Below are 18,330 nucleotides of genomic sequence, written 5' to 3'. Positions count from 1 at the left end.
AGAAGGGCTAAGGGCGATCACTTTGCAGCAGTGAATGCAATCTCCGAGATGGATGTCTGGTTTTGTCCGGATTCGGTGCTGAGCTGCGTAATCCAAACCAGGACATACTGACCCGAGCCGTCCGACGAGAGCGGAATGTCGGTCACACCGTTCTTCAGCACACCGGATCCGATTTCCTTGGTCTGATCCAGCGAAGTATTCGCAGAAGGGGCAGAACGGATTTCAACGACAGTTCCGGGCGAATCAGACGTGATCGCAATGTTCTTCAGGTTGGCCGCATCGGCGAGCGTCACCATCAGGCCGACGCCGTTCTTCAGTGACGGGAAGGGCTGGAAGTACGAATCCGACGACCATGCAGTGGCTGGATTGCCGTCGATGGCGTTCTTCGCCGTTGCCGGCTGATCCGGCGTGCCCTGGGGTGAGAACACCGTTACGGCCGAGGCGGCTACCGGTACGGTTGCCGCCGCCGGTGCGGGCGCGGGTGAATTGTTCTCGGGCGCAGTGGCTTCGGTGGTCAATCCGAAACTCTGCTCGCTGAGAGGGGTGTCGCTACTGCCGCCCGAAAGGAAGCTCGCAACCCACACCACAAGGAGAATCAAGACGATCACGGTGAAGACGCCGAGCGCCGTCAGTGCCGCGAGCATTCGCGTCGACTTCTTCTTCTCGGCCTCGATGGCTTCCGGGTCGTTCAGTGCATGACCCGACGCTCCCTGTTCGCGGTGGCCGAGACGAAGTGCCGGAATCATTTCCGTCTTGTCGTTGACGACGGACGCCTGATCGAGGATGTGCTGCACGGTGGCAGCAGTGCGGATTCCACTCTCCGACTGCAAAGCTCGAACCGCAACGGCCGAGATGTCGAACGGGACCTCCGGACGGACGACCCGAGGTTCGACGATGTTGCCGTCGGCGCCGCGGCCGGCGGGAAGCAGACCACCGACTGGACCGGCGGACGGCTCGGCGAGCGGCCAGCGCGCCGTGATGAGCGAGTACAGCATGGCGCCGAGGCCGCGGACGTCGCTGGTGGAATCGGCGTCGGCAAGCGTCGCCGGGAACGCCAGTACGGCGTCACCGTTGATGCTGATGCGAACGCGGTCAGGGTGATCGATGGACAGCGCACCGCCGGTGCGGTGAGCAGCTTCGGCAGCGGCCGCGAGGGCGCGGATGGCGCGCGCGGCACCGATCGGTGACGGCGTGGTCTCGGCCATTTCACGCAGCGAGCGGCCTGGAGTCCATTCGGCGACGACGATGCCGCCCGAGCTTCCGCGGACGACGTCGAGGACGCGAGCCAGACCGGGCGAGTTGATTCGTCCCAGGCGAAGGGTGCGTGAGAGAACTGCCTGCGGTCCGGACTGGCTGTCGTCGTCGCCGCGCTGATCGGCGTCGACGAACGTCAGGGCTACTTCACGATCGAGCTTGACGTCGAGAGCTTCCCAGAACTGCAGTCCGCGGGTTCCGCCGTGCGGAGCGAGCAGACGGTAGCGTCCGCCGGCCACAGAAGCGCCAGGGATGAGCTTGGGTCCACGGGGCATCGGTCGCTGTGCCGGTCGCGATGCGGATCCGGCGGCAGCGGTGCGAGGCGCAGCGGGCGATGATGTCCGAGCGGCAGCCGTCTTCTGAGATTCGGGTGCCTTCTTGTCCGGAGCAGGCGTCTTCGGTGTGGGTGTCTTCGACACAGGTGCTGAAGGTGTCTTAGAGACGGGCGCCGAAGGTGTATTCGACACACTGACCGGAGGCACCGGCGGAGCGGCCTTCTGCACCGGCTGCTGTGGCTTCTGGACCGGCCGCTGGGCAGGCTGCTGTGGCTTCTGACCCTGCTGCGGCTTATGGCCGGCAGATGCGGAGGAACTCGTGGATGCAGGTGTGCCCGACGATGCCGTTGACTTCTGTTCGGACGCTTTCACGGCAGAAGTCCCGGCACTCTTGTTGCCGGAAACGTTGTCGTCGCTCACCCTCGCTCCTTCTCCATCGATAGCCCGTCCCCGAATACGCGCGGGTTGCGATCCTGTACGCCCATGACCAGGGTACGGGAGCGCACCCGGTCGTTCTTGCTCGTTTGATTTCGTTCTGATTGCAGGAATCAGCTCGGTGACGTCGTCGTCGGTGTTGTTACGTGTATCCGGTTCGGCGCGACCTGTCAGTGAACGAATCTTGCGGGAGACCGCAACCGTTACCGACAGAACCTCCGGAACCTTCTTGAAGTAGAGAATCGTGAAGGTGATCGCGAGCATCAGGATGCCGCCGACGGCGACGCGAACCATCGAGCCAGGTCCGCCGAAACGCTCGGTGAGTTGATCGAATCCGAGGATTCGGTCGACCGCGAGCATGGTCAGCGAACCGGCCAGCGAGGCGAGTACTACGGACCAGACCGTCTTGCCCACGTTGGCCATCTGCAGATTTCCGAGGCTGCGGTGCAGGAGGTATCCGCCGATGACGGCGCCGGTGATGTAGCCGAGGCCGTTAGCCGCACCGAGCAGGATCACGACCTGATCGCTGTTGGAGGCGAAGACCGGAGCCAGCGCCGAGAAAGCGATCTTCACTGCAGTGATGCCGAGAACGATCCACGTCGGCGTCCAGGCCTGTTCGCGGGCGTAGAACACACGAAGTTGGATCAGGACCAGCGCGTACGGAATCAACGTGAATGCCGACCAGCTCACGGCGGTGCCGAGTCGTTCGGCCTGTTCGGGTCCGAAGCGGCCGTAACCGTAGAGCGCTTCACCGACCTGCGGACCCATGAAGGTCAGGAACATGATGATCGGAACCAGCGTGATCATGGTCAGACGCGTCGCGACCGACAGATCGTCCACGACGGCCGGGGTGTCGTCGGCCGCAGCGTTGCGGCTCAGGCGCGGCATGATCGCGGTCAGAACCGTCACTCCGAGCACGCCGTACGGGAGCTGCAGGAGCAACCAGGCCTGGCTGTAGATGGCAGGGCCGGCTTCGTCGGCATGTGAGGAAATCTTGGTCGCGAAGATCATGCCCATCTGGCTGATCAGGACGTACAAGACGATGGCGACGGCCATGCCGCCGAACTGGCGCAGGCGGTCGTCGAGGCCCCACAGCGGCTTGAGCGAGATCTTCTCGCGGCGAAGCGCGGGGATCAGGCTGGCGGCCTGCACGATGACGCCGATGGTGATGCCGATACCGAGGGTGAGCAGTTTTGCATCGCCCATCGAGACCGGATCAAGCGAGATCTCACCGGGAGTGAAGCGATAGACCACGAGCACCACGAGGACGACGACATTGTTGAGTACGGGAGCCCAGGCTCCGGGCTTGAAGATCTGCCTGGTGTTCAGAAACGCTGTGAACAGTGCCGACAGCCCGTAGAACAGGATCGCCGGCAGAAGCAGATACGACAGCGCCGTGGTCAGGTCGGTGCTGACCTTGCCGTCTTCGGACAGGAAGACGTATTTGGTGAGTACGGGTGCTGCCAGGGTCGCGAGCAGCGCGGCCATGCCCAGTAGGACGAGCGATGCCGTGAAGAGGCGTCGGACAAATGCTTCGCCGTGATCGGCGTCCTCCCGCTCGGCGCGGACCAGCACTGGGACGACGATCGCGGTCAGAACGGCGCCCAAGACGAGCTCCGCGATCATGTTCGGGATCTGGCTGGCGACGGTGAACGAACTGGCGATGGCCGGGCCGAGGACCATCAGGATCATCAACTGCTTGGCGAATCCCGTGATGCGGCTCGTCAGCGTCGCGATCGCGATGGAACCCGTCGCCGCGAGGAGTCGAGAGTTCGTCTCCTTGCGTTCCCCGACCTGAACATGGGCGTCGGTGTCGAACTCGTCCGACTTGGTCGTCTGCCGATCGGCGAATTCCATCTCGGCTTCGCGGTACCTGGGGTAGTCGCGGATCACCGGGATGGTCATGGTGGGTGCGTCGTCGAAACGTGCGTCCGGGTTGACCGGCTGAATCGGGTAGCCGCGCTCCCACGGTGGCATCCGAGGATGCGAGCGGGTCGTGGCACTCTTGCGGGTGATCGCCGAGCGGCGACCCTCCTCGGGTGGATTCCCGGTCATGAGCGTTCGTACCCTTCATCTGCTGGGTCCGGCTGACCCTTGAATCGATGCCACAGCCGTCGCCCTGCCAGGAACAGCAGCAACCCTCCCGCTGTCGCCGTCACGGCGGCCAGGGGACGACCGTACGCATTCGACCGTACGGTCACGCTGGTCGGCGTACCCAATTGGCGGCCATCTGTCGTGGTCAGCGAGAAGTTGACTTCCAGCTTGCGAGAATCGTTCATTTCCGCGGGCACAGTCAACTGTCGGCTACCTCGCGGCGGCAGCTGTTTGGGACCGATGTCACTGATCTGCATCTCGGGTGGGGCTTCCACACGCAGGTCGACGTTGATGGCGATGGGCAGTTCGTTGCGCGCGACCAGCAGGAGCGGACTCTGCCCCGACGCGAGTGTGTAGACGCCGCCCGGCGACACGACACTGACGGCCCGGTACATCCCGTCGACGGCTTCGGTGACGTTGTCGGCGCGGATGGTCGCAGCGCGCTCCGCCCGATCGATCGAAGCGGAGTCGACGTTGCGGCGATCGGCCAAAGTCATCGAGCGGAGTAGATCTTCGCGGAGCGGCGCCGTGAATCCCCGGGGGGTGAGCGAAGCCGCCGGATCGTCCACGAGCGATGCTTCGAGCCCGTCGATACGCGGAAGTTGGGTGGTTGCGGTCTCGACGACGGACGTCTGCGGACCGTCTTGGGTAGCCCGGTCCGGGTAGTCGAGAGTGGCGGCGTCCGTCGCGCCCGGTTGTCGGCCGAGCAGTGCAGGTAGGGCCTGAGGTGAGGCGAGCCCGGACCGGATGAGGGTCGCGAGCATCGAGAGCACCGCGGTGGCGTCGTTGCTGTCTGCGGTCCACAGTTGCGGCGGCGCGAAGATCTGATTGCGCGGCAGTGACGTCGGCGTCAACGCGGCCCAGGCCATCGCCCCCAGCGCGTCCTGACGCCGCGCGCTGCGCGATTCGATGTCGATGGTCGGCGCGGTGTCGTCGGGGATGTACGACGGGACCTGCGGTTCCGAGCCGGTGGCGGCCAAGGCTGCGGCTGCCGAGGTGTCGAAGGCAAGCGCGTCGAGTGAGCCGGTTATCCGCGACGACAGCTGCGGGGCTGCCGAGTCGACGGAGGTGTCAGCCACCATCGCTGTGGTGGGATTCACGCTCAGCACCTCTGCGGTGGCCGAGTCGAGGACACCCGAATCGGGCCAGACGAAATCTCGCAGTGAAGTCACGCCGAGGATGTTGTCGACGATGTCCGCCGGGCGTGCGAGCGCGGTAGCCGTCAGTTCCGGATTGGCCACCGAGGTGACCGCGGCAAGATCGGCCTGCGCGAACGGAACCGCCGTCGTGCACATCGAGGAGGCGAGCGTCTTCACCCGGCCGAGCCACTGGTTGGCGGCGTCGCTGTCGCGGCCGTCGTGCGACGGTCCGGTGGGATCGGACGAGTTGTCGGCCACGAGGTATCCGCGAGTCATGTTCTCGACGGTGATCAGAAGGTCGGGGTCGACTGCCAGGCAGAGCGCATCCGTGACGCGGCGATCGGTATCGCTTTCGGGTTTGGTGGCGTTCTCCACCGCATCGACCAACGCGTCCAGGCGTCCGCCGTCGGAAAGTTCGGTGGCAAGTTCGTCGTCGATCAGGCGTACGGGCTCGTTGACCGCGCCCGGGATTCCGCCGACGAGTCGAGGAGCGTCGGCCAGCGGCCACATCAGCGTGACGCCGATCGGGGCGGATGTGTCGGGGGGAACGACGGCCGTCGCCGACGAACTGGGCGTTCCGGCTGTGGCGTTCGATTCGGCTGCGGCCGGAACACCGAGGACGGGGAGCAGGAAGCGCGCGTCGTCGAGCCGGGCGGCACCGCCGTACTCGGGGGTGCCGTTCACGTTGACGAGCATCGGGTAGACGCCGGGTTCGGTGATGTCGAGGGACAACCCGGTTGTGCTCCGGAGCGGCAGGGTCAGTGTGAACTGCTTGGACTGGCCGGTGTCGAGGGTGGTGGCGACGGTGTCGAATTCGCCGACCGTGTCGAAAACAGCCTGGTCGAAATCGAGTGCTGCGCGCACGTCCGAACTGGAGTCGATCGCGGGAGCGCGTTGCAGCCTCACTCCGACGTCCTCGACGGGACGGTCACCGACGTTCTTCACCGTGCCCTTGACCACGACGTTGCGGTCGCTGGTGGTCGTCACCGTGGTCGGTGCGGTGGAGTCGATTGTCAGCTGCAGAAATTTGGCATCGTTGGTGTTTCGCGCCGGGGCGCGCTCACTGGGCTGGCTGGACGGAGCGGCCCAGGAGACGGCCGTCGTTGCAGGCCCGAAACCGACAGCGGCCATCACCAGAGCGGCCACACCGGCCCGCCGCAGAGCCATTCTCATCCGGCGTCCGGTTCCTTCGGGTGCTGTGTTCGCAGAATCTCAGATCGCTGCATTTCAGGTCGGTGTATTTCAGGTCTCGGCATCTCTGCGATCATCTGCGACGCGAGTTCTGCGAGTTTGCGCTCGTCGGCGTATGCAAGCCGCGAATGCAGTTCCGTCAGCGGCACCCAGGCGACTTCGGTGACCTCGATGTCCTCGTCGGAGAGTTCACCGCCGAGAAAGCGGAGGAGATAGTGATGCACGGTCTTGTGGACACGTCGACCCTCGGTCACGAACCAGTAGTCGATGCTGCCCAGCGGTGCCAGGACGGTTCCCTGGATACCGGTTTCTTCTTCGACCTCACGCATCGCGGTCTGCTCGGCGGTCTCACCCTGCTCGATATGGCCCTTGGGTAGCGACCAGAGTAGGCGTCCGCGCCGGTCGGTTCGGCCGATCAGTGCAGCGCAGAGGCGTTCCGGAGGTCCGCCCCAGCCATCGACGACCAAGCCGCCCGCAGAAGTTTCACGGACGGTTCGCATCAAAGGTTTATCGGGGTTGCCGACGGCAGGTCGACGCCGCGGGTTGCGGCGACTCCTGTTTGTTCGTTCGGCACCAGACACCTCATCGATACTAGTTGGCCTTGCAGCGTTGCCCGGTAACCCGCGCAAAGCGGTCTATCGCGTTCGTATGCGCGTTCTGCTATTTGCGCACCTTAAGTAAGCTCCTTTCACGTGACTGTCCCTATCTCCGACGCTGATCGCCGCCTACGACTGCTTGCCGACGCCACTGCAACGCTCGGCACGTTGTCCGACGTGTTGAACCCGCTCGGTGAGCGTTTTGCTGCGGCCGGTCACGAGCTGTTCCTGGTGGGTGGCAGTGTTCGCGACGCGATCCTCGGCCGCTTCAGTGGAGATCTGGACTTCACGACGGACGCCAGGCCGGAGAAGGTTCAGGCTCTGCTCAAGGGCTGGGTGGACAAGCAGTGGGACACCGGCATCGAGTTCGGGACCATCAGCGCCATCAAGCACGGCCAGGAGATCGAGATCACGACCTTCCGGGCCGACGCTTACGACCGCGTCTCACGTAATCCGATAGTCGAGTACGGCACGACGTTGGCCGACGATCTGGTGCGCCGCGATTTCACCGTCAACGCGATGGCGATGAAGATCGGCGCGGACGGGTCCTACACTTTTGTCGATCCACTGAATGGCATGGACGCCCTGCTGGCCGGAGAGCTCGATACGCCGTCGGCGCCGGAGAACTCGTTCAACGACGATCCGCTGCGGATGCTGCGCGCGGCCCGGTTCGTCTCGCAGCTTGGTTTCACGTTGAACAATCGCGTTTTCGAGGCCATCAAGGAGATGGCGTCGCAGATCGAGCGGATCACAGCCGAGCGCGTGCAGGTGGAGCTGAGCAAACTGATGCTGGGCATGTACCCGGTGGACGGCATCAACATGATGGTCGACTCCGGGCTGGCCGCGTACGTGCTGCCCGAGGTTCCGCAGATGAAGCTCGAGATCGACGAGCATCACCAGCACAAGGACGTCTACCAACACTCTCTCACCGTGCTTCAGCAGGCGATCGACCTCGAAGAAGGTGATCCCGACCTCGTATTGCGTTGGGCTGCACTGCTCCACGACATCGGAAAGCCGGATACCAAGCGCAATGAGCCAGGCGGTGGCGTCAGCTTCCACCATCACGAGGTGGTCGGTGCCAAGCTGGTGCGTAAGCGCATGCGTGCCTTGAAGTTTTCGAAGCAGATGGTCGACGACGTTTCGCAGCTCGTGTTCCTGCACTTGCGTTTTCACGGCTACGGCAAGGGGCAGTGGACCGACTCCGCGGTGCGGCGGTACGTCACCGACGCGGGCGAGCTGCTCCCCCGGCTGCACAAGCTCGTCCGAGCGGACTGCACCACGCGTAACAAGCGTCGCGCCGCGCAGTTGCAGGCCACGTACGACGACATCGAAGAGCGGATCGCGCGCATCGCGGAGCAGGAAGACCTTGCTCGGGTGCGTCCAGACCTCGACGGTAACGCCATCATGGAACTGCTGAACATCCCGGCGGGCCCGCAGGTGGGCAAGGCATGGACGTTCCTCAAGGAACTGCGTCTGGATCGCGGCCCGCTTGATCGTGACGAGGCCGAAGCCGAACTGTTGAAGTGGTGGGCTACCCAGCAGGGCTAGTTAGTTTCTCGTCTTCTGCGGTTGATCAGCACCGCTGACAAGCCGGCGGCATAGACGCCCGCACCGGTAAGGGCCAGGCCGACGCTCTTGCCGTCGGGTGCGATCACCGTCGACGCGGCCGCGATCGCGCCGATGAACGCGACGTTGAACACGGTGTCCTGCAAGGCGAATACCTGGCCACGACGGTCGTCGTCGATGTCGATCTGCATGGCCGCGTCGCCGCTGAGTTTCACGGACTGGCCGGCGATTCCGAGCAGGAAAGCGGCGACCAGCAGCGATCCCTGAGTCAGGGTGGTCACGAAAACGAGCTGGACGAGAACCGCGCACACGAGGGCGTACGTGATCGTTCGTGAGCGACCGACCCGCGGGATGAGGAACGGTGTGACCAATGCCGCGATCAGCATTCCGATGGCCGTTGCGCCGACGGCGACGCCGAATCCGGCCATCCCTCTAGGTAGTTGGGATCCGTTCGAGGTGTCGCGTAGGACGAGCACCATGATGAGGGTGTTGATGCCGAAGCAGATGCGGTGTGCTCCGATCCCGATCATTGCCGTGGTGACGCCGGGCGCTTCCCACACAGCGGTTGCACCAGTGCGCAGTCCGGCTGTTACCGAACGGATGGCGCTGGCACGAATCACTTCGTCGGCCACTGGACCAAGTGAGCGGGCGGTGAACCTGGCCGCGGCGAGGGCTGCGATCACCGATCCCAGTGCTGCGATGGCCACGGCTGCGCCTGACGCTCGATCCCCGGCGCCGATCACGCCGATGATCGCTACCGCTGCCGAAGCGCCCAGAGCTGCTACCACCGAACCAGCGGTTGTGAGAACGGAATTAGTTGCCACCAGCCACGATTGTCGGACGACCTTCGGCAGGGCTGCGGATACGCCTGCCCCGACGAAGCGGCTGACTCCGATTGCAGCAAGCGCACACGTCAATAACAGAGTGTCACCGCCGCCGGCCACCAACAGCACCGCAGTGGTCAGGATGAAGAGCCCGCGGAGCACGCTCGCCCACAGGAGCACCAGGCGGCGGTCCCAACGATCCAGCAGAGCGCCGGCAAAGGGCCCGATCACCGAATAGGGAAGGAGCAGTACGGCAAAGCCGGCCGCTATCGCCACCGGATCGGTTTCGCGTTCCGGGTTGAAGAGGATTGCGCCGCCGAGCGCGGCCTGGAACATTCCGTCGCCGAACTGGCTGGAAAAGCGGACGAGCGCCAGCCTTCCGAGGCCGGGTGATTCACGCAGGGTGTGCAGTATGCGCTGCCAGGCCTCGCGGCGGTTCGAGGCTCGGTTCATAAGCGGAAACTGTAGTGGGTGGGTCAGGCGCCGATCTTGACGGTCGCCCGCTCGAGGATCGGCGCGACGTCGATCCCCCTCGGCAGGGTTCCGAACACGCTCCCCCAGCTATTTCCGAGCCGACTCGCGCAGAATGCGTCGGCCACCGCGGGGTGCCCGTACCGAAGCAGCAGCGAGGCTTGCAGTGCGAGTGCCATGTCGCCGACAATCTTTCGCGCCCGGTATTCGATGTCGTCGAATTCGCCGAATGCCGCCTCGAGATCCCGCACGGCCTGATCGAAGTGGGCGTCCACGCCACTCGCTTGTTTCAATTCGTCGAAGAACACCTGCAGTGTTTCGGGTTGCTTCGCCATCGCCCGGAGTGTGTCGAGCGCCGCGACGTTGCCCGACCCTTCCCACACCGAGAGCAGCGGAGCCTCGCGATAGAGGCGCGGCATCCGGGATTCCTCCACGTATCCGTTTCCGCCCAGACATTCGAGTGCCTCGGCAGCGTGGATCGGTCCGCGCTTGCAGACGAAGTACTTGCTCACGGCCAACGAAATGCGTCGTAGCGCGGTCGCGTGGGCATCGCCCGCGGTTGCGCGGTCGGTCAGAGCGGCCAGCCACATCGCGACGGTAGACGACGCTTCCGATTCCACCGCCAGATCTGCCAGAACGTTGCGCATCAAAGGTTGGTCGATCAGGTTGGCGCCGAACGCACTTCGATGATTCGCGTGGTGAACTGCCTGCATGGTACCGACGCGCATGCCGGTGGCCGTGCCGATCGTGCAGTCCAACCGGGTCATGTTGACCATCTCGATGATGGTGCGCACGCCCCGGCCTTCTTCGCCGACCATCCACGCGAGAGCGTCGCGGTACTCGACCTCACTGCTCGCGTTGGAATGATTCCCCAACTTGTCCTTCAGGCGCTGTAGGTACATGTTGTTGAGCGAGCCGTCCGGCAGGACCCGCGGAAGAAAGAAGCACGACAGGCCACCCGGTGCCTGGGCGAGGACGAGGAACACGTCCGACATCGGCGCGGAGGTGAACCACTTGTGGCCCGTCAGCAGGTAGCTGCCGTCGGATTGTGGCACTGCCCTTGTGGTTCCGGCACGAACATCCGAACCGCCCTGCTTTTCCGTCATCGACATACCGGCGATCAATCCGGGTTTGGTGAGGGGAGCTTTCAGCGCCGGATCGTAGTGCCGCGTGGTCAGGAGGGGTTCGTACTGCGCGGCCAGATCCGTGTTGTGCCGCAGCGCGGGGATCACGGCGTACGTCATGGAGATGGGGCAGCCGTGACCGGCGTCGGTTTGACCCCACACGGCCATCTTCGCGGCGCGGACGAGGTGTGCGTGTGGATTCGGGTCCACCCACGGAGCGCCGTGCAGTCCCAATTCCACTGCGGTGCTCATGAGTTGGTGATAGGCGGGGTCGTAGCGGACCTCGTCGATACGGTTGCCGTAGCGGTCGTGGGTTCGTAGGACGGGCGGGTGCTCCTCGGCCAGATCGCCCCACTCCTGGGCTTGCGCGCTTCCGGCGCGGACCCCGACGCGATGAACCTCTTCGAGCGCGTCCGAAGCTCCCTCGCGGTGCAGTGCCTCGAGAATCGGCGCGTATTCGGCTGCGTCGTAATCGATCAGGGGCGGAACCTGATTAGTGACCTCATGCGTGGGTGTCATCGAAGCTCCCTAACGATCGAAGGGTGAAGGCGAGAATGGCGTCGATCGTGGCGGGATCGGTGGTGCCGCCGCGAAGCGGAAGGATCAGGGCCTCGCCGATTGCCCCGACGATGCACGCTGCCGTCAGAGTGGCTTCCTGTGGCGGTATCTCACCGGTGGCGACTGCCGAGCGAATTGCGGTGGCCAGGCAATCGCGGAACGATTCACGAAACATGAGGCGCTGTTCGTCGACGAGTGGATCCACAGGTTCCACCAGCAGGGCATAGGCGAGAACCGGTGCGCGCATGGCACGTTCGGCGAAGGTACGAACCGACGCTGATACGGCGGAGCGGTGGTTGCCTTCCAGATGTCGGGCGCTGTCTCCGGCGTCCCGGGCTGCGGATACCTCACGGCTGCAGACAGATTGGAACACTTCGGCGAACAGTTCGCCCTTGCCGTCGAAATGTCGATACAGCGTCCCGGTGCCGACGCCGGCGTTCTTGGCCACCGCGGCGATGGAACACCCCGCATAGCCGTGAGTTGCCACTGCCGTCGTGGCGGCCTCGAGCAGTCGGGCGCGTTGGGCGTCCAATCTTTCCTGTACTGCCGGAGTGCGGCGATAGGCCATGCGAAGAAGTGAACACCCGTTCCGTTCTTGCGTCAAGGCTGACTGCTGGAGAATGACGACATGGCTACCACGGCGAAAGTCGATTTCGAAGTTCCGGTTCTGGTTCTCGGTCCGCGACCTCGTGAACCGTATGTCCACACTTACGGCAAGGTCATCGGTTTGAGTCCCGTTGTCGCTCGCTTGGCGTTGAGTTCGACCGCCGGCCCGGTCCGGATCACCGTCGACACGCTGGATGTGGACCCGGGAATTCCCGCTCTCGATGATTGGGAGACGATCGAAGAAGGCACGCTCGAGAGCGTTGTCGCTGGTCTACCACCACTTCGATTGACAGGCGATCGGGTCCACGAGTTCGGATTCCTCGAGCGCCTACCGATTGGCCTCTATCGCATCCGAGCCTCGGTGCGCGGCAGGGACTTTGATCAAGCCGACCCTGAAGCTTTCATCCAGATCTGGCCCGTCGCGGAATTCGAGCCGATTCATCTCTTCAAGTCAGGCGACAAGGTCGAAGTACGGGACGTCTACAGCGATGACAGGTACCTCACGATCCCCCCACGACCAGGAGGCGTGCAACAGAAAGCGACTGAGGGTATCCACCCACACAGCGTGACCGAACCAACATCAGTGCGCCGGCAATGGGAACGGATCGCCGCCTGGTTTTCCGAAAACGGATTTCCGCAAGCACTGGATACGTTCGCGCCCGGAGCCGCGCAATCGGAAATCGACCGGGTCGAGGCACTGAGCGGAATCGCATGGCCAACCGAATTGAAAGACCTCTACTCGGTCCAGAACGGCTTCGCCCCCGGCGCCTGGATGCAGTTCCTTCCCCAACACGACATGCTCAATCTGGACGAGCTGTTGGCCAATCACCGCAGAGCCCCGGCAGTGTACGAGCTGCCAGATGTCCCGGAGAGTGTTCCCTCATTGTCGGACCGTAATCAGCCGGCAGGAACCCCGATCGGAAAGTTTCTTCCGGACTACATAACCTTCGCCTGCCGCGACGGATACGAATTATTCTGCGACACAAGGCAAGGGGAGCTGTCAGGCTGTGTGACCGAGTATGCCCGTGAGAACGCGGACGCCGCCGAACCTCAGTGGACTTCGATCAGCGGGATGCTCGCCGATCTCGTAGATTCCCTGGAAACGGGTCGGCCTTTCGGTGGTGGCTGGGTAGCGGGACTCGGTGACGGCGGACTTTCCTGGTGGTACGCACCCGCGTAGCGTGTGGCCACTTCAGGCAACAGCGGTTCGAGCCTGTTCCGCGCGCCACCATGCGACGGTCTCCTCGGCGGCCTGATCGAGCGGTGTCGGTGAGAGTCCGAGCAGCACTTCGCTGGCACTCGAGTCCATGACAAACGGCTTGGTGAACTGGTAACTCATCTCCGCGAGTTCGCGGCTGTCGGTGTTGACCTTGCCGACGGCGTCGAGCACCCAGGCGGGCAGGACGCCCACCTTGGCGGGGGATGCCCCGGCGGCTCGGGCGAAGGCCTCGGCGATCTTGCGCTGAGTGAGCGCGGGGCCGGTGGGTGCGTGGATGACGGAGTTCCAGAGTTCGGGGTTGTGTGCTGCCGCGATCATCGCTGCTGCCAGATCGGGAATGTAGGTGAAGGAGTGCGGCTGATCTGCGGAACCGATGACACGAATCTTCTTACCTGCCATGACCTTCGGAACCATGCGCTCGCCGGCGTGGGCGGTCCGGACGCGGGGGCCGAAGAAGTCCGAGGCGACGACGCTGACGGTAGGTGTTGCCGAAGCCTCGCGAGCACGCAGCAGAGCAGTGCGCACGCCACGCTTGCCGCCGGTGGCGTTGCGTGGATCGGATTCGGTCATCAGGGTGTCGGAGTTGTAGGCGTAGAGGCTTTCGGGGAAGACCACGACAGCGCCGATGGATGCGGCCGCGTCGAGCACAACCTTTTCGGCCGCCGGGAGTTCCCGCTCCCAATCGGCTGCGTTGTAGGCGGCGTGGATGCAGTGGTAGATGGTCGTGGCGCCTTCGCTGACGGAACGCAGGGCCTCGGAATCCGAGACGTCGACGCGTCGACGGTCGATCAACGGGTGCTCTGGTCCGCTGCCGGACCTGGTCAGGAGGCGGACATTAATGCCCTGCTCGGCGAGCTGTAGCGCGACGGCGGATCCGACAGGTCCTGCTCCGGTGACGATTTCGAGGTTCGACATGGTGTGTTCCTTTTCGTTTCGGGTGAACTGAGAGCACTGCTCTCGTTTTTAAGAATGCACCCGTGTCCAAGTACTGTCAAGAGCAGTGCTCTCTTTTGTTGATACTGCTCTCGGTCATGGGGCAAGATGGACTCATGGTTGGGACTCCCCGCGAGCGGGCGCGCGAACAGACGCTTCAGGACATCACCCGGATCGGACGCGAGCATCTTGCTGCCGTCGGCGCCGCAGCTTTGTCCCTGCGGGCCGTCGCGCGCGATCTGGGAGTCGTGTCCTCAGCGGTGTACCGCTACGTCGCCAGTCGCGACGAACTGCTGACTTTGTTGGTGGTGGACGGGTACACGGAATTGGGCGCGGAAGTGGACGCCGCGGTGAATGCCGTTGCAGCAGAAGATTTTCCAGGACAGTTCGTTGCTCTCGGGCGTGCCGTCCGGAGTTGGGCGATCCGGGAACCGGCCCGCTACGGTCTGCTGTTCGGCAGCCCCGTCCCCGGCTACGACGCTCCGGGCGAGCAGACCACCGGCCCTGGCACCCTCGTCGTGACCCGGCTGATCGGGATCATCGACGCCGCCCATCGCGCGGGTGCACTCACGATGCGAGAGGGCCCGGACCTGAGTGACACGCTGGCAACGGACCTCGAGGGAGTGCGGAAAGAACTGGGCACCGAACTGCCGCCGGATGCCGCGGTGCGCGCAACTCTCGTCTGGGTATCGCTGTTCGGTTCGGTGAACTTCGAGGTGTTCGGGCAGTACGGAAGCGATACGTTCACCGATGCGAGTGAGATTTTCGAGCGGCATCTGGCACTACTTGCCGATGTGGCGGGTCTGACCTGAACACGCCTGTGTCTCGTTCCTCCGCACGCAGTCGTCGGTGAGATGATGTCTTTGTGGCGCACGCAGAAGAACCCGAGGATCGAATGGCCTGGATAGAACCGGAGGTTCGTCCGGGCAGTTTGTTGGTGTCGTCGACCGATCTCACGGAACCTGCATTTCGCCGCACCGTCATCTACATGATCGAGCACAACGACGCCGGGAGCCTGGGCGTCGTCGTCAATCGGCCGAGTGAGACGGCCGTGCAGAACGTGCTGCCGCAGTGGTCGCCGTTGACCGCGCATCCTTCGGCGCTGTACATCGGTGGACCAGTCAAGCGTGACTCGGCGCTTTGCCTGGGCATCGCTCGCAACGGTGCACGGATCGACGGCGTCGCCGGCTTGCGGCGGGTGGACGGCAAGGTAGTCATGGTGGATCTGGACTCGGACCCGGAGGTCATCGCTCCTCTGGTCGAAGGGATCCGCATTTTTGCCGGGTACTCGGGTTGGACTCTGGGGCAGCTGGATTCGGAGCTCGAGCGTGAAGACTGGATGGTGATCAGCTCACTGCCGTCGGATGTGCTGACGCCGCCCCGAGTCGATGTCTGGGCACGGGTGCTACGACGCCAGCCGCTGCCCGTAGCGATGCTGGCCAGCCACCCCATCGAGGTCGAACGGAACTGATCTGTCGGAGGTCGATGATATTCCTGTGTCATCGTTTTCGAGAGAGGTGGCAGGAATGATCGCTGAGCGTCAGATCCAGTGCGCGGATTGTGTTTCGGATGTCGATCACTGCCACGATTCTTTGCTGCGACATGTCGACGGATCGCTCGAATGCACCGGCGTGAACTGTGTCGACCTGGCATCGAGTCGCCATGCGTTGTCCATCGATTGTGCTGAACTGCAGGGCGGTTGCGGCTGCGTCGACGCGACCCGGGACGAGTTGCTCGCTAGCTGACGCTCACCGGATCCCGATTCGCGAAGCGTTGCGCCATCGCAGCGCAGACGATCAGTTGGATCTGATGGAAGATCATCAGCGGCAACACGATCAGGCCGACGGGCTGGCCCGCGAACAGCACGGCTGCCATCGGTAGGCCTGTCGCCAAGGACTTCTTCGACCCGCAGAAGATGATGACGATCTGATCGGGCAGATCGAAGCCGAGTTTGCGCCCCGCGAAGGTGGTCACGCCGAGAACCAGCGCGAGGATCAGGCAGCACACGATTGTGAGGATCACGATCTGCCAGATCGTGATGGTGCTCCAGATCCCCTCTTTCATGCTTTCACTGAAGGCGGCGAAGACAACGAGGAGGATCGATCCGCGATCGACGTACTTGGTGGGTTCGGCGTACTTCTGCAGCCATCCGATCACCAGTGGGCGGATCAGCTGGCCCACGATGAACGGGATCAGCAGCTGCACGACGATGTCGAGGATCGACGAGAAGTCGACGGTCGCCTGGCCGGTGGTGTTCATCAGCAGAACCACCAGCAGCGGCGTGACGAAGACGCCGATCAGGTTGGAGAACGACGCACTGACGATCGCGCCCGCGACGTTCCCCTTGGCGATCGAGGTGAACGCGATCGACGACTGAACCGTCGACGGAACCAGGCACATGTAAAGGATGCCGGTGTAGAGGTCGTCGCTGATCAGGGTCGGCGACAGGAATCGCAGTGCTAGGCCGATCAGTGGGAACAGCACGAACGTCGCCGCGAGGACGACGGTGTGCAGTCGCCAGTGCTTGACGCCCTTCCACGCTTCCTGCGGCGAGAGCCGTGCGCCGTAGAGCAGGAACAGGAAGCCGATGGCGATCTTGGTGGCCCAGTTCAGAATGCTCTCCGCGGTACCCGATACCGGGAACACACTTCCGAGCACGCCGGCGATGATGATGCCGAGGATGAACCCGTCGATGTAGAACCTACTGAGAAACTTCACCTGGCTAAGGATAACGGCGTGCGTCGACGGGTCTCTCGAGCCCCACGAAGGTTGAAGCCCATCACGGCCAGGCACAGCAGCGTCCCGACGATCGACAGTTCAATGATGGCCGTCTGCATTCCCTGGATGGTGATGGCGATACCCGCGATGATCGACGGAATCGCGAGTCCCGCGTAGCTGACGGTGAAGAACGCGGCCAGAACTCCGCCGTGGCTCTCGCGGGCGTGGGTTCGGGCGGCGGCGTTGACTCGCTTCATGCCGCCGGCAAAGGCCAGACCGTGTCCGGCGCCGACCACGACGGTGATGACGCTCAGCAGCGCAAGGCTGGGGACGAGGTCGACCACGAGTAGGCCGATCATTCCGAGGGCGAGGATCCCCAGTCCGACGGTGACGGACGTCCTCGGGTCCATGCGACTCCCGCCGAGCTGCGCGATCACCGAGCAGATCATGACCAGTGCAGCTGCCCCGCCGCCGAGTAGGAGGTTGTCGATGTTCAGCAGGCTGGTCATCCACGACGGGACCACCGACTGGAAGAGCCCGACTGCGCCCCACGACAGCGCGACGGCGAGCGAGCTGAGCCAGAACGTCTCTCGAATGGTGGCGGGAACATGCGGCATCTGGAAGAACCGCTTCGGGCGTGTGACGTCCCCGATCCGCGGCAGTAACAGCAACACGATCAGTGCCGGGATGAACGCGACAAGGAAGATCAGATACGGCAACCGCAGCGGTTGCGGAAGGTACTGGGCGATCGCACCGGACACGAGTGGTCCGAGTGCACCGCCCAACGCACCCGTCACCGTCGAGACGAGCGCTGCCCGTCGGTGATCGAACTTCGGTTCCTGCTCCACCAGAGCGGCACTGCCCGCCGCACTGGCCGCTCCCACCGCGATGCCCTGAGCGACGCGTCCGACGAACAACCACACCGTCGCGTCGGCGAATGCCAGGACGAGCGTGCCGACGACGCTCAGTGCGAGCGCAGCCAGAAGCACGGTTCGTCGACCGAGGGCGTCGGACAGCGGTCCGAAGAAGAGCAACGCCGGAACGAGGCCGGCGACGTAGACGCCGTAGATGAGCGTCTGGATGGTGGGCGTGAATCCGAACTCGGTCCGGTACAGCCCGTAGACGGAGGTGGGCATGTTCGCGCCCAGAAGGATCACGGTGAGGACGTAGCCGACGCCGTAGAAGTGTCGGTTGGTGCGGCGTGTGCGTTCTTCGGTGGCGACAGCTGTGGCGGACGTGGGAAGCCCCTCCTGAAGACTGAGTCGAAAATACATGGGTCGTCCTACGTATCGTAGGTGAGTGGAATGATCGCCGCGAATGCTGTGAG

Annotated in this window: 13 protein-coding genes; 4 read left to right on the top strand and 9 right to left on the bottom strand. The window is 63.9% G+C overall.

Features of this window, described 5'->3' with window-relative positions:
* Positions 1-17: 17 nt before the first annotated feature.
* Genes R4P65_RS14950 through R4P65_RS14940 form a run of 3 tightly spaced genes read right to left on the bottom strand, consistent with a single transcriptional unit; the run spans position 18 to position 6,888 of the window.
* Positions 18-4,019, bottom strand: coding sequence for a lipid II flippase MurJ (locus R4P65_RS14950; RefSeq protein ID WP_317827098.1), 4,002 nt, complete (start codon positions 4,017-4,019; stop codon positions 18-20).
* Positions 4,016-6,370: a DUF6049 family protein gene (locus R4P65_RS14945; RefSeq protein ID WP_317827097.1), complete on the bottom strand. Its 2,355-nt coding sequence runs from the start codon at positions 6,368-6,370 to the stop codon at positions 4,016-4,018. The genes R4P65_RS14950 and R4P65_RS14945 overlap by 4 nt, the downstream gene beginning before the upstream one ends.
* Entirely contained in the window at positions 6,367-6,888 is a 522-nt protein-coding gene (locus R4P65_RS14940) for an NUDIX hydrolase (protein ID WP_317827096.1), read from the bottom strand. The genes R4P65_RS14945 and R4P65_RS14940 overlap by 4 nt, the downstream gene beginning before the upstream one ends.
* 192 nt (positions 6,889-7,080) lie before the next feature.
* Here R4P65_RS14940 and R4P65_RS14935 point away from each other — a divergent pair, with 192 nt between their 5' ends.
* Positions 7,081-8,532 carry a CCA tRNA nucleotidyltransferase gene (locus R4P65_RS14935; protein ID WP_230816210.1) on the top strand — a complete coding sequence of 484 codons (1,452 nt, stop codon included), beginning with the start codon at positions 7,081-7,083 and terminating at the stop codon, positions 8,530-8,532.
* On the opposite strand, the gene R4P65_RS14930 is transcribed toward R4P65_RS14935, so the two are convergent.
* From R4P65_RS14930 to R4P65_RS14920, 3 genes are read right to left on the bottom strand one after another with little or no spacing between them, the layout of a single operon-like run.
* Positions 8,529-9,827: an MFS transporter gene (locus R4P65_RS14930; protein WP_317827094.1), complete on the bottom strand. Its 1,299-nt coding sequence runs from the start codon at positions 9,825-9,827 to the stop codon at positions 8,529-8,531. The two genes, R4P65_RS14935 and R4P65_RS14930, sit on opposite strands and share 4 nt — an antisense overlap.
* Positions 9,828-9,850: 23 nt before the next feature.
* Positions 9,851-11,488: an acyl-CoA dehydrogenase family protein gene (locus R4P65_RS14925; RefSeq protein ID WP_317827093.1), complete on the bottom strand. Its 1,638-nt coding sequence runs from the start codon at positions 11,486-11,488 to the stop codon at positions 9,851-9,853.
* On the bottom strand, positions 11,472-12,095 hold the full coding sequence (locus R4P65_RS14920) for a TetR/AcrR family transcriptional regulator (protein WP_317827092.1): 624 nt from the start codon (positions 12,093-12,095) through the stop codon (positions 11,472-11,474). The genes R4P65_RS14925 and R4P65_RS14920 overlap by 17 nt, the downstream gene beginning before the upstream one ends.
* A 60-nt stretch (positions 12,096-12,155) precedes the next feature.
* On the opposite strand from R4P65_RS14920, the gene R4P65_RS14915 reads away from it, so the two are divergent.
* Entirely contained in the window at positions 12,156-13,313 is a 1,158-nt protein-coding gene (locus tag R4P65_RS14915; RefSeq protein WP_317827091.1) for a hypothetical protein, read from the top strand.
* Positions 13,314-13,325: 12 nt separating this feature from the next.
* Here R4P65_RS14915 and R4P65_RS14910 read toward each other — a convergent pair whose 3' ends face one another.
* Positions 13,326-14,267, bottom strand: a complete 942-nt coding sequence (locus R4P65_RS14910) for an NAD-dependent epimerase/dehydratase family protein (RefSeq protein ID WP_317827090.1) — start codon at positions 14,265-14,267, stop codon at positions 13,326-13,328.
* Positions 14,268-14,401: 134 nt separating this feature from the next.
* On the opposite strand from R4P65_RS14910, the gene R4P65_RS14905 reads away from it, so the two are divergent.
* Complete coding sequence (locus tag R4P65_RS14905) at positions 14,402-15,097, top strand: TetR/AcrR family transcriptional regulator (protein ID WP_317827089.1); 696 nt, start codon at positions 14,402-14,404, stop codon at positions 15,095-15,097.
* A gap of 53 nt (positions 15,098-15,150) precedes the next feature.
* The gene (locus tag R4P65_RS14900; RefSeq protein WP_003942572.1) at positions 15,151-15,756 is read left to right on the top strand and encodes a YqgE/AlgH family protein; all 606 of its coding nucleotides are present in this window, start codon (positions 15,151-15,153) and stop codon (positions 15,754-15,756) included.
* A 266-nt stretch (positions 15,757-16,022) separates the two neighbouring features.
* Here the strand turns inward: R4P65_RS14900 and R4P65_RS14895 are convergent, their stop codons facing one another.
* Together R4P65_RS14895 and R4P65_RS14890 are read right to left on the bottom strand one after the other, a co-directional pair.
* Positions 16,023-17,003: a bile acid:sodium symporter family protein gene (locus R4P65_RS14895; protein ID WP_230816217.1), complete on the bottom strand. Its 981-nt coding sequence runs from the start codon at positions 17,001-17,003 to the stop codon at positions 16,023-16,025.
* Positions 17,000-18,277, bottom strand: coding sequence for an MFS transporter (locus R4P65_RS14890; RefSeq protein WP_317827087.1), 1,278 nt, complete (start codon positions 18,275-18,277; stop codon positions 17,000-17,002). The genes R4P65_RS14895 and R4P65_RS14890 overlap by 4 nt, the downstream gene beginning before the upstream one ends.
* Between the last annotated feature and the right edge of the window lie 53 nt (positions 18,278-18,330).

Origin of the sequence: Rhodococcus sp. IEGM 1318 (assembly GCF_033142465.1) — a bacterium.
Lineage (GTDB): Bacteria > Actinomycetota > Actinomycetes > Mycobacteriales > Mycobacteriaceae > Rhodococcus_F > Rhodococcus_F qingshengii_B.
Note: the sequence above shows the minus strand (reverse complement) of the source record. Positions and strands in the feature narration are given on the sequence as shown.